The 15706-nt window shown below is 45.2% G+C and carries 12 protein-coding genes; 4 read left to right on the top strand and 8 right to left on the bottom strand.

The window, feature by feature from the left end:
* Positions 1 to 27: 27 nt before the first annotated feature.
* Complete coding sequence (locus ACLSSO_RS04675; protein WP_413944204.1) at positions 28 to 1290, bottom strand: DUF814 domain-containing protein; 1263 nt, start codon at positions 1288 to 1290, stop codon at positions 28 to 30.
* 81 nt (positions 1291 to 1371) lie between these two features.
* On the opposite strand from ACLSSO_RS04675, the gene ACLSSO_RS04670 reads away from it, so the two are divergent.
* A complete protein-coding gene (locus tag ACLSSO_RS04670) occupies positions 1372 to 1641 on the top strand; it encodes a DNA-dependent DNA polymerase (RefSeq protein ID WP_413944203.1) in 270 nt (89 codons plus the stop codon).
* Between the two features lie 255 nt (positions 1642 to 1896).
* Here ACLSSO_RS04670 and ACLSSO_RS04665 read toward each other — a convergent pair whose 3' ends face one another.
* The 5 genes from ACLSSO_RS04665 to ACLSSO_RS04645 all read right to left on the bottom strand — a co-directional run bounded on the left by ACLSSO_RS04665 (position 1897) and on the right by ACLSSO_RS04645 (position 6789).
* Positions 1897 to 2787: an RsmB/NOP family class I SAM-dependent RNA methyltransferase gene (locus tag ACLSSO_RS04665; protein WP_413944202.1), complete on the bottom strand. Its 891-nt coding sequence runs from the start codon at positions 2785 to 2787 to the stop codon at positions 1897 to 1899.
* A gap of 55 nt (positions 2788 to 2842) precedes the next feature.
* Positions 2843 to 4273 (bottom strand): sensor histidine kinase, encoded by a 1431-nt coding sequence (locus tag ACLSSO_RS04660; RefSeq protein WP_413944201.1) that lies wholly within the window; start codon positions 4271 to 4273, stop codon positions 2843 to 2845.
* A complete protein-coding gene (locus ACLSSO_RS04655) occupies positions 4270 to 4986 on the bottom strand; it encodes a response regulator transcription factor (RefSeq protein WP_413944200.1) in 717 nt (238 codons plus the stop codon). The genes ACLSSO_RS04660 and ACLSSO_RS04655 overlap by 4 nt, the downstream gene beginning before the upstream one ends.
* Entirely contained in the window at positions 4967 to 5632 is a 666-nt protein-coding gene (gene phoU, locus ACLSSO_RS04650) for a phosphate signaling complex protein PhoU (protein ID WP_340590601.1), read from the bottom strand. The genes ACLSSO_RS04655 and phoU overlap by 20 nt, the downstream gene beginning before the upstream one ends.
* A gap of 101 nt (positions 5633 to 5733) precedes the next feature.
* The gene (locus tag ACLSSO_RS04645; RefSeq protein WP_413944199.1) at positions 5734 to 6789 is read right to left on the bottom strand and encodes a hypothetical protein; all 1056 of its coding nucleotides are present in this window, start codon (positions 6787 to 6789) and stop codon (positions 5734 to 5736) included.
* Between the two features lie 53 nt (positions 6790 to 6842).
* On the opposite strand from ACLSSO_RS04645, the gene ACLSSO_RS04640 reads away from it, so the two are divergent.
* Positions 6843 to 7760, top strand: a complete 918-nt coding sequence (locus ACLSSO_RS04640; RefSeq protein ID WP_413944198.1) for a hypothetical protein — start codon at positions 6843 to 6845, stop codon at positions 7758 to 7760.
* A 151-nt stretch (positions 7761 to 7911) separates the two neighbouring features.
* Entirely contained in the window at positions 7912 to 11925 is a 4014-nt protein-coding gene (locus tag ACLSSO_RS04635) for a DUF3047 domain-containing protein (RefSeq protein WP_295903349.1), read from the top strand.
* On the opposite strand, the gene sixA is transcribed toward ACLSSO_RS04635, so the two are convergent.
* Entirely contained in the window at positions 11922 to 12428 is a 507-nt protein-coding gene (gene sixA / locus ACLSSO_RS04630; protein WP_295903346.1) for a phosphohistidine phosphatase SixA, read from the bottom strand. The two genes, ACLSSO_RS04635 and sixA, sit on opposite strands and share 4 nt — an antisense overlap.
* A gap of 12 nt (positions 12429 to 12440) precedes the next feature.
* Positions 12441 to 14606: a polyphosphate kinase 1 gene (gene ppk1, locus ACLSSO_RS04625; RefSeq protein WP_413944197.1), complete on the bottom strand. Its 2166-nt coding sequence runs from the start codon at positions 14604 to 14606 to the stop codon at positions 12441 to 12443.
* Positions 14607 to 14685: 79 nt separating this feature from the next.
* Here ppk1 and thiL point away from each other — a divergent pair, with 79 nt between their 5' ends.
* Positions 14686 to 15636: a thiamine-phosphate kinase gene (thiL, locus tag ACLSSO_RS04620; protein ID WP_413944196.1), complete on the top strand. Its 951-nt coding sequence runs from the start codon at positions 14686 to 14688 to the stop codon at positions 15634 to 15636.
* The last annotated feature ends 70 nt before the right edge of the window (positions 15637 to 15706 follow it).

Genomic DNA, 15706 nt, shown 5'->3' with positions numbered 1-15706 from the left:
ACCGCTGATGTTGTCAGTCAAGAGAGCTTAAGAATGACGCAAGGTAAAACTCAAAGTCTTTTCCGAATGATAGGTCACACGCCCCAGCTTATCACCCTTGATCGGGCGAACAAATCGACACTCGACGATAACAACTGCGACTTTCTGCCCGACCATCAATGATTTTGAAGACAAAGACTCTTTGGCCACCCACTCGGCGACTTCTTGAATTTCCCCTGGGGAAATAAGCTGATCCCTTTGACGATGAATGATCGCATGCGCCCCCGGATAGTCCCGCAGATGCAGCCAATAATCCCATGCCTTCGCCTGACGAAGAAGAGCGAGATTGTCCGCAGCCGACTTCCCACAATAAGCCAGCGCTCCGGAGTCCAAATGCAGTTTTCTTCCGCGCGCTTCCGCTTTTTGCATCAGATCGACAAGGGCTGTTTTTGTGGGTTTTTCCTGATATCGGGACTTTTCAAGGCGAGCGATTTCTTCCTGCAATTCGATCAAACGCTCTCGGGCGCCTTCTTTTTTACCGACAAGCTGCTTGGCTTTGCTGAAACTGTTTTCAATATTCCAACTCAGGGATTCTTGAAAGTTGATGCAAGATCGCAAATGCTCCGGCACTTGCAAAGTTCCGTGAGTTTTTAAAAACTGCCCCGCCTCATACCACAAATCATGCTTGTCACTTTCAATTTGTTTCTGAATTTCCGAAAGGGCCTTGTTCTTTTTTTCGAGATCTTTTTTCTTTTGCTTTTCCCATTGCGCGACCGGATCGAGCGACGGTTTTTTCACCGACGTCTGTTCATTCAGCCACTCTTCATGGATTTCTTCTAAAGTTCTTGGAGGCGGAGGATTTTCCACAACGGGTGCCGCCGTTAACTCCAGCGGACGATCCCAAGCCACTTGTTTTCCGTGAGCTTTGACAATGACATTGCACTGCTTGGGAATCAGACGGATTTCGATTTCACATTCCATCAGCGAATTCTTTAAAATCAAACGAACAACCCGACCGAACTCTTCTACCACCGTCATCGAGGTCAAATAAAGATTCCTGGCATGCGAGTTCATAAAAAGGCTCACCGGTTTTGTCTTCGGGCCTTTTTTGAATGGACATTCCTCTTCAAAAATCAGCATCAACGGATTGTTCGGCACAAGGTCCAGGATCATCCAATAGTGGACGTCTTTGCGAAACCCCAAAGCCAGACCTCGGTCATTGACCAAGACGTCCTGCAACTGTGCTCCATCTAAGATCGGTGCGAAATAAGACACAAATTGCTGCAGTTCTTGCTGAGTGAGGGCTTTCATAGCGCCAGTATGACATCCCTTAGGCCAAATTTCTATGGGTGATGCTCAGGTTCGAAAAAAGAAATCCGACAAGTCATACAGATGAATACAGATAATTTGATTAAAATTGTAGAGACCCAGCTTAAAGAAACTTCCAACATGAAGGAAAAGACCCCGGATTTCATCCGCAAGGTTGTTCACCTTTACACTCTTCAGTTGATGAGAAATGGAAGCATTCCCTTAGAGTTTATGGATGATGTTTTAACTGATATTGAAACAGAAGCCGTCGAAATCTATCGCAAAAAGACTTACGGCTTCCTGACTCTGGAAGAATACCGTCGCCATAAGTTCCGTCAAAAAGACGATAACTAATTCTGATTCGTATCAGAAATCGTCTGCTCATCCGCAGGGCCATCCTGCGCTTGAGAAAAGACCACCAACGCCGTCGCCGCCAAAAAAACAAGAATAGCCATGACTGATCTCATCTTGCACTCCTTGTAAGCTGATTCTTATTCTAAGGAATTTTTTCCTCGCAAAGTTAATTGCTTCTTTGATATTTGCAGAGTGGCACGCGCGTTCCATGACCTTCCACAAGAAAAACTGCCTGAAGTTTAGAGGATCGGGCAACTAAGTCTTTTCAATAATAGAGAAATACAACGGTCCAAAACCGGCGTGGTCAGGCAGATAGATCACGCCGCATTCCGTGCGTTCCCCGCCCACTCCCAATGGAGCTTCGACCAAACGAACGGCGTCTTTTTTCTTTTTCAATAATTTACGAACGACGTCGTCGTTTTCAGCAGGACTGATCGAACACGTTGAATAAACAATTCGTCCGCCGGATTTCACAGCTAAAAATGCCGCCGCCAACAACGAATACTGCCGAGATGCCAAGTGCTCCGTTCTGCGTAGACTCCACTCCTCTTGAGCGGCTTTGTTTTCAAGAATATGTCTTTCTCCTGAGCAAGGGGCATCAAGCAAAATACGGTCAAAGCTGTCAGGCTCTTTCAAACCAAATTGCACGCCGTCTTTTCCTGTCACCCACACGCGATCACGCACTGAGCGAGGAACATATTGTTGAATCACTTTTTTAAGACGCTCGCGACGTTCTGGCGAAAGGTCGTTACAAAAAATCTCGCCGTCTTCAGCTAGAGATTCAATCATCACAAGACTTTTCCCACCCGGGGCCGCGCACATATCTAAAACGCGATCTCCGGGTTGAACATCCAATGCGCGCGCAACCATCACACTTGCCGGATCCATGATGTAAATATCTAAAAGTTCATCGGCATTGCGTTCAGGCTGACTGTGTTCGCCCGAAGGAATCCAAAAACATCCTGGCAATTCTGATTTTTGTGGAAATGAACTCCATTTTTTTGTAGAAAGATTTTCGATAGGACTTAATTTATTTTGGCGCGCCACTTGCTGCTCGGATTGCACCAACGCCGCAAAAAGGCCCGGCCAACGAGCCCCATAAACTTTTTCGAAATGCTTATAAAATGGATGAGATTCAGAAATCATACTAAGTCCAGTTCCGCGAGCCGAGCTCGCTCCACATCCTGCGGCACAAGCCGCCCTACTTGATCGGGAACGTACAAATAAACTCACAGCCTTGGCCGGGAGCACTTTTTACTGCGACAGTCCCACCGTGGCTTTGCATAATATGCTTCACAATGGCAAGGCCCAAGCCTGTGCCGCCCGCATCGCGAGTACGGCCCTTATCGATACGATAGAAACGCTCAAACAGGCGATCCAAGTGTTCTTCAGGAATTCCCGGACCGTCATCGATCACACGCAAGATCACGGCGTCTTTGTTGTCACCTTCCCAACGAATCTGAACAGACTTTCCATTAGGAATAAACTTGATCGCGTTAGAAACAAGATTTCTTAAAACTTGTTCAACCTTGTGAGCATCCGCCATAAACGGAGGAACTTCACCGATCACACGGATTGAAATATTTTTTTCCGCCGCAAGAACCGCCAGCTCCGCAACGATGTGTTCAGAAATTTGCAAAGGATGAATCTGTTCAAGTTTTAATTCAGCGTGCGATTCCAAAGTGCTAAGACTTAACAAATCATTCACGAGATCCATCAAACGATCGATATTGCGAGAGACGATATCCAAAAACTTTCCGGCTTGCTGGATTTGCCCCGTCTTCACATCTTCTTTCAAAGTATCAACATAGCCTTTAATCGAAGTCAGTGGTGTGCGCAGTTCATGAGACGCATTTCCAACAAAATCAATACGGATTTGCTCAACCTTTTTAAGTTCCGTGATGTCGTGGAAGATTCCGACGACACCATAAATTTCTTTCGTCTTCGCATTGCGAATCGGATTCACAGAAACCGCAAAGTATCTTGGCGTATTGTCGACCAAGGTATTTAGTTTCACAGTGAAGCGCTGAACTTTTCCAGCCTTGATTGAATTCGCAAATCCTTCAAGAACATCGGGAGTACGAATGGCATCCTTCAGACGCAAAACGGGAGCATTCATTTGATCCGGAGATAAAAACTGGGCCGCAAACTGAGAGTTGAAATAAAGAATCTTCTCGTCAAGGCTCACACTCACAAGGCCTTCAGCCACCGCACTCATAAACGCTTGCGATTCTTCCACGGCTTGCAGGTACTGAGCCTTGCGCTTTTTCATTTTTCTGTGAATGTGATTTAAGGCCACGTCCAACTCAGAAATATCGTCGAGCTCGTCATCCAAAAGATCTTCTTCTTGATTGGGGTCGACAAGATTTCCGTAAGTGCGTTTGCTAGAGATACGCAAAGCTTTTAAAATCACACGGTGAATCGGACGAGCAAAGCGATACGATGTCACGGCGACGACGATCACACTGAAGAGGAAAAAATTTAAAAGGGCTTCGTTATAAACAAACGGCGCCATTCGATAGCGCACATCTAAAACAGAGATGATCGCGACAAACAAAATGTTGAACGCTATCAATTGATAGAAAAAGAATCTCCAATAAACTCGCCAAGGGAATCGTACAAATCGCTTCATGCGATATCTACTTTAACCCGATATCCCACTCCACGGATAGTCTCAATGCGATCTCCCCACCCTCCTAACTTCTTGCGTAATCCAAAAACATGGGTGTCGATGGTGCGTCCAACGACGTTGATCCCCTCACCTTGGATATTTTCGATCAACTGTTCGCGAGTCAGGACACAGCCTTGATTCTGAACCAAAGCTCCTAAGAGCTTAAATTCAGAAGGAGTCAGGTGAAGAGGTTCCCCCTGATAAGAAATCTCATAAGATTTAAAATTAATACGAAGTCCTGCAACCTGGACCTCGCCGTCATCGACCGGAGCTCCTTGGGTCACCACTTGATGACGACGCAAAAGAGCTTTCACGCGGGCAATAAAAACTGTCGGATTAAAAGGCTTGGTCATATAGTCGTCAGCACCTTTTTCAAGGCCCTGAACGATGTCTTGAGGTTCCGCTTTCGCCGTCACCATCAAAACCGACGCTTGAGGATTTTTAGCTTTGATTTTTTCAACGATGTCGACGCCACTCATTCCCGGTAGCATCCAATCCAAAACAAAAACTTGGTAATTGTTGCGGTTCAATTCATTCACGGCTTCTTCGGCGGAAGAACACTCCGTCACTTTATAACCCTGTCGCAAAAGGTGCAGGGCCATGAGTTCACGAATTTCTTGTTCATCTTCCACCACTAGCACATGAATCGAATTGTCAGCCAAACTTGCCCCCATGTCGGACATCTTTTCCAGTAAATGCAAAAATCACATCTTCAGCGATATTAGTCGCATGATCGCCCATGCGCTCCAGATTTCTTGCAATCAAAATCAAATCCAGTCCCGCCTCAACGTCTTCAGAGTGGGATTTCATATGCGCCGTTGAATCTTTGAAAACTTTGTTTTTCAAAGCATCCATTTCGTCATCCATCAAAAGAATCTTCTTTGCTTGCTCAACGTCACCGCGAACAAAACAATCCAAAGAGCCTTTCACCATACGGCCTGCGATCTCAGACATTTTTTGAATGTCGCTGAGTTGCGCTTGCATGGGTTTACGTCCCAGGTAGTCTTTTCCAGTGTGAGAAATATTCACGGCCTGATCGCCCATTCGCTCAAGATCGTTATTGATCTTCACAATCGACAAAACCAAGCGAAGGTCTTTGGCAACCGGTCCTTGCTTCGCAAGAATATTCATACAAGCGTTGTCGACTTTGATGTGATCTTCATTCACCAGTTTTTCAGTCGCATGCACTTGTTCGAACATGCCAAGATCACGAGACAACAACGCCGCCGTTGCTTGCGCTAAAGATTTCTCAACGTGACCACCCATAAGAAGAATCATTTTCTTTAGGTCTTCAATTTGAGTGTCAATCGCTCTTTCCATGGTTTGTCCTCAGCGCTTAGGCCTTGTTTAATATTATTTACGAAATAAAGACACCGCTTAACACGGCATCCATAAGGATTCTAACAGAATCTTAACACAGTTTAAAAGAGAACTTGGGCTGCAAGCTCTACTTTTGAGCGATCTCTCGCTCCCGGAGCAAAATCACTTCCGTAACGGGTGTGATCCACCGCCAAAGCGGCTTTGATATCTTCCGTCACTTGATATCCTAGTGAAGCTATCACTGTTTGCAAGTCTTTGCCGTCTTCACCTGTCACCGCATTTAAATAATCATAGCGGAGCATGACTTCAGCCTTGGGGCCCGTGCGAATGATTGTGAAAAAACTCGCGGCCTGACCGCTCACGGCCTCTCCCGATAAAGCCGTCACGTCCACACCTTCTGCCATCTTAAGATCGCGCAAAGCATCGGCCGGATCTTTTGCCGCCAAGTATTCCAAACCTGCAAGCCACTCGTCCGCTTTTTCATAAGTCACCATGGCCTGAATGCGTTCTTTGAGTCCTACGTCTTCGCCGTACTTATCATAATTGCCACGCACGTAATTCAAAGACACTGTCCACGGAGCCCACATCGTCAAACGCGCAAACAGAGAAGCTTCCTTATGCGGCCCGCCCTCTTTTTCTTCAGCCCCTTCCCCATTTGAAAACGTGAATGCCCATTCGCCCATGTCCTGCGGAAGCTCCGACATGAATGACATCCCTAAATCGGAATAACTTTGATACTTCCACTTTTCCGTCATCGCCCAAGCATCTTGGCCCAAGAAACGGTAAGTCCATGTTTCATACTGAGCCTCTTGCCAAGTTTGCGGAATCAATCCAAAGCGCAAAGCATACATTCCTTGAAAAATACTCACGACATCCAAATAGGCTTCACGAACTTTCACATCGAAACGTTCCGCCGAAGAGGTCTTTTCTTCGGAGCCTTCAAAAGACAGCACCATCAGATTGTCGTCTTTCAGAGGCGCATTCAAATTCAAAAACAAAGAAGGCACACCGAAAGCAGAGTTGCCTCTTTGCCCTGTCGGAAGGTTCCAAACCGAGGCAGTGGCATCCAACTCTCCCGTCAATTCAATTTCAGACAAGGCCCATGAATGCGAAGAGGCAAAAAGCAGAAATAAAGAGCATAGAATGTTTTTTTTCATGTCTCTGATGCTCTCATTTTTATATACTAAAGCCAAAGAAAAGGAAGTTTACTGTGTCACGTCGTGTTTCAGCTATTGATATCGGGTCCAACGCCATCCGTATGATGATCGCCGACGTTTCCGATCAATCCCCGACGATACAGCTTATCAAACGCTTCCGCGCCGCCGTTCGGTTAGGTCACGATGTTTTCACCGAAGGCATTATCACTCCGGCGTCTATGGAAATCGCCAAGGCCACCTTTCATCACTACTCACAAACCAACCGGGAACTGCAAGTCGTAAGCTGCCGAGCCGTAGCCACAAGTGCCTGCCGAGAAGCGAAAAACCGCCAACAGTTTGTAGACGAAATTTATAAAAGCTCTGGAATAAAAATCGAGGTTATCGACGGCACGGAAGAAGGCCGCTTGATTCATTTGGCCGTCCGCAAGGAACTAGACCTCGATAATAAAAAGACCATGCTCATCGATATCGGCGGAGGCAGTGTCGAGGTGACTTTCTCTAAAGGCGATAAAATGATCGCAACAAAGTCCTTCCCAATGGGCACCGTGCGCGTTCTTGAAAATTTAAGCGAACGCCGTCTCAATGAAAGTCATCTCAATATCATCATGGGTGAATTCTTAGGTGAACTCGGTGAGCATCTTTATAAAAACTGCGAACATGAGCAAGTCGACTTCGCGATCGGCACTGGTGGAAATTTAGAGTGCCTCGGAAAACTCAAAGTGCAGTTGCTAAATAAAACTCCGCACACATTTTTAACTTTGGCAGAGCTTGATACTATTATTGAAAAACTGCGTTCATTAAAAGTGAAAGAACGCATTGAAAAACTCGCTCTGCGTCCCGATCGCGCCGACGTGATTGTGCCGGCAGCGATGCTAGTGCAGACTATTATGAGACAGGCGGAAGCTCATAAGATTCTTATCCCCAGTGTCGGCCTTCGCGACGGACTCGTTTGGTCCATGACATCTTCTTGACATAGATTGAACTAAAACGTCACCGTTCTCACCATGAGACAGTTTCCTCTTAAAGCCCCTTATTATCTCGAATAAGATTCGTTTCGCCCTGCGAACCTTGGCACCGCTCTTGCCTCTATTCAAGTTGATACACAATTTTTAAGGGGTCACTATGAAACGTCTGAACGCTTATAAAAATGTTCTCACTGCAGGTTTGATCGCCGGTTCTTTAACCGTTGGAATGCCAGCAAAAGCATTTGAGCTTCCTTGGAAAAAGGCTCAAGCAGCCGCTCCAGCCCAAAAGGTTCAAACGATTGTGATCGGTGCGGACGGTCTAAGTTACTTCGCCTTCCAAGCGGCACAAAGACAAGGCCTCTTTAAAGAGTTCTCACAAGTCGGCGCTCACGTCGCTCCTTTCCCTTCAATGACAGATCTTTCTTGGTCGACAGTGACTCACACCGCAGATCTTTTCGGAGCTGCCGGTCGTATTAAATCAGTTGAAGCAACATACTTTGATGAATCCACTCAATCAATTCAAGGTGATCCACGCGACTACTATCGTCGTTTGGCTTTCCCTAAATACTACATGGGAGCTTTTGACTCTTTCTTCAACCCTTACGTTGAAGCTTTGATGTACTTCCCAACAGAAGAAGTTCCTAAACTGGAAGTGAAATCTGTTGTTGATGATTTGATTGCGGCAAAACCAAAACAATTCCTTACGGGTTATGTTGGTGCGGTGGATTCCACGGCGCATACGCAATTAAACCGTCTTTTTCCTGTAATGAAAGTTTTAGATGCCGAGATCAAACGTCTTATTAAATCATATAAAGACAAAGGCCAAGACGTTGAAGTCGTCTTGATGTCAGACCACGGTAACATCGGTCGCTTCCAAGAAGGTCAACCTGAAAACGAACTGACGGGGGTTGATATCGGTAAAGTGATTGAGCGCGCCGGCTTCAATAACGTTCAACAACTTAAAAACCAAAAAGACGTGGCTGTTCCATTGATGGCTTTGGGCACTTGGGGTCCGGTTTATCTTAAAGACCGCAAACTCATGGGCACATTGATCAATGAATTCAAAAAAGAAGCTTGGTTTGACCTTGCCGTTTACGTGAACCGCAATAACGCCTCTGAAACTTTGATGACTGTTGTTTCATCTGCGGGTGAAGCAAAAGTTCAGTTCGATAAAAAGAACAACCTTTACTACTACTATCCAGAAACAGCGAACGTATTGCAGCTAGGCACTGCTTATCAATCAACAAAAGCCGCTCCAAAAGCCATGACAGCAACACAAGCTTTTGAAGCAGCTCAAAATTCAAAATATCCAGATTCAGTGTATCGTTTGATTGAATCTGCTTCTGAAAGAAACTTCGACTTCCCAGACTTTATCCTTACTTTGAAAGATGGATACAACATCACATCTTCACTTGGTGCTTTCACAAAAATGTACCGTACACACGGTTCACTGACAGCGGCATCATCTTACGGACTTTTTGCTTCGACAAAAAGAAAAGTACCTGGACAAATTCGTTCTAAAGACATTCTTCCGTTCCTTGGTATCAATCCAAAAGATCTTTTCGGTAATACAGCAAAAAGAGCCGGCCTTTCTGGCCAGGAATCATTGGCTGAAGTTTTGAAATCACGCCAAGGTATCGAAACTCAAGCCAAAGACCTTTCACAAAAGCGCATCTTCCAACACATCACGCGCTTCGTTTCTGATACGCGTCCTTACTTCCTAGTTACTGAAATGAAAAGCTTCATGGAGGCCTTCAAGTTTGATCCATTCAAACAACCTGGCTCTCAAACTCTTTCGCCAATGAACTTCGATATGGCGAAGTTTGATATCAACTCTATGATCAGTCCTGAAGATATCGGTGCGGTGACGGACGCTGTTCTTCAAAATTCCGGTGACGTTGAAAAATTGATGAATGACCCACGTATCGCCAAAGTAAAAGACAAAATGGGTCTTTTGAAAGACACTAAAACGGCTTCTGTCGACCTTAAAGAAGACATTGCAAGCAAAGACGGAATTATTGGCAGCATCGCGCAGTACGTTCTTCCTGCAAAACGCGCTGTTATGAAGATGTACCAAATGCCCGCTCTTCTTGAGAAATCCATCGTGGTTCAGGAAAAGCCTTACCTTCCAGAAACTCGCGACATGCTTTTCGCAAGACAATGGATCGGCGGCAAAGACAAGTATGTTGATAGCTTCAAAGGTTTGAACGAAAAATACACGAATCCAAACAGTGGTGCGAAATACGCGGACTCTACAATTGCAAAAACTCTTCTTCAGGAAGCGATCAAAGAAGCGGATCTTGAAGACCGTATTTACCCAACGCCAATGACAAAACTTTATAACAAGTCTTTAGATGATCTTACAATTGTCTACGTGCCAGGTATCTATAACAGCATCTTTGACAAAGAGATCTTCAGCCTTGGCTTGAACTCTTTAATGGATGAAATGGGTCTTCGTGTGATCCAACCTCCGGTAGAAAGCACATGCGGAAGCGAAGTGAATGCTGACATCATCTTGAACTACTTGCGTGAAGATATTAAGACACGTCAACAACGTGGCCACGCTTCACCTCGTTACTTGATCTTGGGTTACTCTAAAGGCGCGGTTGATACATTGACGGCCTTCACAAAAAATCCAAGCTTGATCTCGAACTACGTTAAAGGTTTTGTAGCGATCGCTGCTCCTTTGCACGGTTCAAGCATCTTAAATACAACAGATGTTCCGTTTGCCTTGGTATCAGCCCTTTCTGAACACCAAGGACCTGAAATCTGCAAAGAAGAAAAAACAGCTTCTAAATCTATCACGCCAACAGCGATGGATGCTTTCTGGAGAAGAAATGAGCGCGGCTTGATTGGTCTGACTCGCTATTTCTCTGTGACATTTGCAAGCGACCCTGAAGATTCTCATATCTTCATGAAAGCGACAAAGATCATCGGTCAATTCGACGAAGACAATGACGGCGTAGTGACTGTGTCTTCTTCAAAATTCCCGGCAAAATTGGCCGCCGTTGATATGGGAACGATCAAAGCCGATCACTTAGCAGGTATCTTGTCATCACGCTTTAACCAAAAAGCGTTCATGAAAGGTCTTGTGAACTCCATGGCCGAACTTGAAATCAACAACAACAAGAAAAACTTGGCTTGGAATTCTAAAGTGATTTTGGCGGCAGCGAATGCTTCTCCGATCAAATCACAAACTTACTACCGCTTAAGCCAAGACGGTCTTGCGAAACAGTACTCTTTGAAAGGCGAGCACTTTGTTGAATTCCTTCCTTACGGCAACACTTGGGAATTGAACATGAATTTGCTTCCAAAAATCAATGACCCTGCTGACAGCTATGAGCCGAAAGTGAAATTGCCACAATCACAACTTCGCTATGAGCCATATGCAAGCCTCGATGTCCAAAAACTTCCAGACATCATGGCCGGCGTAAAAGTAGCTCCAGCGACTAAAACAAATATGCCAGAAGGTATCCGCATCGATTACAACCACACGAACATGGTTCACTTCCGCATGGATCACCAGTTCAATTATGAATCTCGTTCACCAGGTGGTTTGGATGATAACAAAGACTTCGGTTACGTGACGGCAGATCATGACGGCGAAAAATGGGCCCTGATGAAGAGTAAAAACAACTCTATCCGTATGACGACATTGGCTTACAGATTCTCTCCAGTAGAATTCTCGAAGATGATGTTGAAATTGGATGTGACTAAAGGTGTTCCAGGTGCCGATCCAGTAAAAGGTAAAACCGGTAAAGACGACTCTGCTTTCCAAGTTTGGTTCACGATCCGTGATGGTAAAGCCAACGGCGACAGAGCGACAGTAGATCCGAAGAACGACAAAGTCTTCTTGTTCGGTTACTATTGGGGCGATGCTGTGAACGGCGAAACCCGTCAAGCGGGTCAGATCTTTGAAAACTGGTACTCGAATAAGAACATCGTGGTTGCGACTTTGCCTGAAGCAAAACAATTGCTCTTGAACAATCAAGACATGCTGGGCAAACCACAAACGTACCAAAGAAATTTGGCGGAAGATTTGAAACGCGCTTTCCCAGATAAAAATGTGGAAGACATGGATATCGTAGCGATCACAATTCAACACGATTCCAACGACGTCGGTGATGCTTCAGAGGCTTACTTCAAAGCTTTGGATTTCTTGCCGAACTAATCGACCAGGAATTTTGGAGGAATGTAATACAGAAGCTGGGCTCCCCCAGCTTCTGCGTGCGTAAAGGACTCCATCTCAAGACCAATCACGCCGCTCTTTTTAAGATCAATAAAACTTTCCGTTTTTCCTGAAAGCATATAGCTCGCAAAAGAACTCAAATGCGGTTCATGACCGATGATTGCAATACGACGATAGTTTTTGGCTTGCGTGCGCAGCCATTTCACAAAAGCTTGCGGAGGACTGTGCGGCACCAATTCAGGCGCTTCGACCACTTTTGTTTCAAAATAAATTTGAGAGACGATTTCAGCAGTTTGTCGAGCGCGAGTCAGAGGACTTGAAACGATCAAATCAATTTCTTTTACGTAATCACGCATCTTCACGCAGACCTTTTGCATCTTTTTACGTCCCTTTAAAGTCAATGGACGTAAATGATCCTCAAGGCCTTTCTTTTTAAAGTCCTCGCGCTCTTCCGCGACGGCGTGACGAATGATGATCAGCTCCACTTTTGTTGCCCTTTACTCTGCTGCAGAATGGTTTTCTTCAACCAATGTAACCCGAGCTTTCGCAATTTGCATCAAAGTTTGATGAATTCCCATATCTGCAGAGTTGCGGCGTGTGTATGTGCCATCCCCATTCATTTGCCATGCCTGGCGCTGCTCCTTCACACAGAGCTGCAAAATCTCCCAGCACTTTTCTTTGAGTCCTCGATCTAAGATCGGAACGATGGCTTCAACACGCGCATGCAGGTTGCGATACATCCAATCGGCAGAACCGATGTAGAACTCCCCATCGACAGGATCTTTGGCGCCATTTCTAAAGTAAAATAAACGCGAGTGCTCAAGGAAACGACCGATGATAGAAATCACACGGATCTTGTCGCTCATGCCGGGAACCCCTGGACGAAGGCAACAGAAACCTCTGACAATCATGTCGATGTCGACACCTTTTTGCGAAGCTGCATAGAGAGCCACAGCAATGTCGTTTTCTTCAAAGTTATTAAACTTTGCAATAATCTGTGCAGGTCTTCCCGCTTTGGCATGATCGGCTTCACGCTCGATCATAGATTTAAAACGAGAGAACATGTTCACGGGCGCGATCAAAAGATTTTGATAATTGCTCTTCAAAGAACGGCCCGTCAGGTAGTGAAAGAACTCAACAACGTCACTGGTGATTTCCTCTTTGGCCGTCAAAAGCCCCAAGTCCGTGTAAAAGCGTGAGGTCGCAACGTTGTAATTTCCCGTTCCGATATGACAATAGCATTTCAAACCCTCTTGTTCTTGACGAACAACGAGGGCCGTCTTCGCGTGAGTTTTAAGACCGACGACGCCATACACGACGTGCACGCCGGCATTTTCCAGTTCGGTAGCCCAATAAATATTTCTTTCTTCATCAAAGCGCGCTTTAAGCTCTACCAAACAAACGACTTGCTTTCCCTGTTCAGCGGCACGAATCAATGAACGAATGAAGGGACTATTGTCACCCGTGCGATACAAGGTCATCTTGATCGCTAAAACTTTTGGATCATCACAAGCCACGCGAATGAATTTTTCAACGGAAGCCGAAAAACTTTCGTAAGGATTGTGCACAAGTTGATCGCTCATCTTGATGGAATTAAAAATCCCTACACCTTCTTCAGCAAAAGCCGGAGTGACAACCGGTGTGTAAGGTTCAAATTTTAACTTCGGAAGATTCAAATCTGAAATCACGCTTAAATCCGTGAAATCTAGCATCGCAGGAAGTTCATAAATGTCTTCCTCCGTAATTTCTAATTCTTCCATCAAGAATTTCAGCATCCAAGGATCTGGTTTCGGTCCATGCTCTAAACGAACCACCTCTGCAAAACGACGCTGGCGCAATTCTTCCTCGATCGCCTCTAACAAATCTTCCGCATCTTCCTGATCTTGATCCGAGTCCGCATTTCTCGTAAGCCTGAAGGGCATTACATTCAAAACCTGCATTGATGGAAATAAATCCGCAAGATTTTCTTTGATCATTTCTAAAAGACTTACAAAACGCAACGCGGAGGATTCAGGATCAATGCGAATCCACTGAGGAAGCACTTTCGGAATTTTCACGCGTGCAAAAAGTTTATCGTCATTGTTTGGATGTTTTAAAGTCACTCCAAGAGAAATAGACAAGTTTGAAATAAACGGAAATGGATGCCCCGGGTCTACCGATAGTGGCGTTAGTACAGGGAACACATTTTTATTGTAGTATTTTTTAACAAGGTCTTTTTCTTTATCGGTCAGCTCTTTCCAAGACAGAAGATACACACCTTCTTTTTCAAGAGCGGGCTTTAAAACTTTGTCATAACAGATCGCTTGATCTTGCAGCATGGGATTGACGAACTGACGAATCTCCTGCAATTGCAAGAGCGGCGTTTTTCCGTCGGAAGATTTTGGTGAAATCCCATAAGCCATGTGGCGCTTCAAACCGCCGACACGCTTCATGAAAAATTCATCCAAGTTCGAAGTCGAAATACTTAAAAACTTCACGCGCTCTAACAAAGGATTGCGAGCGTCTTCAGCTTCTGTCAAAACGCGACGATTAAAATTCAGCCATCCGATCTCACGACTGCTGAAAAGACTTTCAGATGACAGAGGATGCTCAACGACTTTGGGCTTTCTGGTAGATTTCTTTTTTGATGTTCTTTTAGGCGAAGCCACTTTTGGCGTATTCAAAGAATCCTCCTTGACTCTTTCTTCAGATATTTCACAATAAAGCCACTTGTTTAGCAACGTCTTCTCAAGGAACAACGACATGCAAAATACCCCCAAGGAATGGACTCTTATTCAAAAGATTCGTTACCGGGTCCAGCGTCACAACGATCATACTATCGTACCGCTGGGGGACGATGCGTTTGTATTTAAAAACTTCCCTGGATATTCAGTCATTTGCCAAGACATGATGGTCGAAGATGTGCACTTCAAGCTGGACTATTTCAGTGCTTTCGATCTTGGAGCAAAAGCTTTGGCGGTGAATTTAAGCGACATCGCTGCGATGGGAGCCCACCCTCATTTTGCCCAGGTCTCTATCGCCTTCCCTGAAAAAATAAACGAATCTTGGCTTGACGAGTTCTATCTGGGCATGAGCCAACTTGCTGATAAATATTCTTGCGAAATCGTCGGTGGAGATCTTTCCGCAAGTCCTGACAAACTTGTTATTGATGTCAGCGTGCATGGATCTTGTGAACATCCTTTGACTCGCAAAGGTGCCATGAAAGGCGACTTGCTTTTAAGCAGTGGTCCTTTGGGACTTTCACACACCGGCATTATGGCATTGCAGAAAAAATTGTCTAACTACGAAGAAGCAAAGAAAAAACATCTTCATCCACGTCCACGTTTAGATTTGGTCGGCGCTCTCGTAAAAAAGAAAGACAAAGTGCACGCGCTGATGGACTGCAGCGATGGGCTGATCAACGATGCTCTTCAACTTTGTCCTGAAGGTGTCGGACTTCATATCTTTGCCGAAAATCTTCCGATTCACGAAGAAACTTCAAAAATGGCTTTGGAATTGGGCATTCCTGCTCACGAATTTTCACTTTGGGGCGGCGAAGATTACGAACTTCTTATGGCCATTTCTCCAGACGACTATGACCTGTTTAGCGGATGGCATCTTGTAGGACAGCTCACAGAGTCTCCCGGAGTTTTCCTCACACACGCCGACGGAAAAGAAGAAATAAAAGAATTCAAAGGCTGGCGGCATTTCTAGGGGTACGCCGTACCTTTTTGAAACGCTTTTCGTCATAGTTTTTTAGATCTCAATATGAAATTCCATCGCA

This window comes from Bdellovibrio sp. HCB-162 (assembly GCF_047344985.1).
Classification (GTDB): domain Bacteria; phylum Bdellovibrionota; class Bdellovibrionia; order Bdellovibrionales; family Bdellovibrionaceae; genus Bdellovibrio.
The sequence above is the reverse complement of the archived record's forward strand: the minus strand, read 5'-3'. Positions and strand labels throughout refer to the sequence as shown.

What these genes read in the sequence shown, in the direction of transcription:
- ACLSSO_RS04675 (WP_413944204.1), bottom strand. Translation starts at nt 1,290, where the DNA reads ATGAAAGCCCTCACTCAGCAAGAACTGCAGCAATTTGTGTCTTATTTC.
- ACLSSO_RS04670 (WP_413944203.1), top strand. Translation starts at nt 1,372, where the DNA reads ATGAATACAGATAATTTGATTAAAATTGTAGAGACCCAGCTTAAAGAA.
- ACLSSO_RS04660 (WP_413944201.1), bottom strand. Translation starts at nt 4,273, where the DNA reads ATGAAGCGATTTGTACGATTCCCTTGGCGAGTTTATTGGAGATTCTTT.
- ACLSSO_RS04655 (WP_413944200.1), bottom strand. Translation starts at nt 4,986, where the DNA reads ATGGGGGCAAGTTTGGCTGACAATTCGATTCATGTGCTAGTGGTGGAA.
- ACLSSO_RS04645 (WP_413944199.1), bottom strand. Translation starts at nt 6,789, where the DNA reads ATGAAAAAAAACATTCTATGCTCTTTATTTCTGCTTTTTGCCTCTTCG.
- phoU (WP_340590601.1), bottom strand. Translation starts at nt 5,632, where the DNA reads ATGGAAAGAGCGATTGACACTCAAATTGAAGACCTAAAGAAAATGATT.
- ACLSSO_RS04665 (WP_413944202.1), bottom strand. Translation starts at nt 2,787, where the DNA reads ATGATTTCTGAATCTCATCCATTTTATAAGCATTTCGAAAAAGTTTAT.
- ACLSSO_RS04635 (WP_295903349.1), top strand. Translation starts at nt 7,912, where the DNA reads ATGAAACGTCTGAACGCTTATAAAAATGTTCTCACTGCAGGTTTGATC.
- thiL (WP_413944196.1), top strand. Translation starts at nt 14,686, where the DNA reads ATGCAAAATACCCCCAAGGAATGGACTCTTATTCAAAAGATTCGTTAC.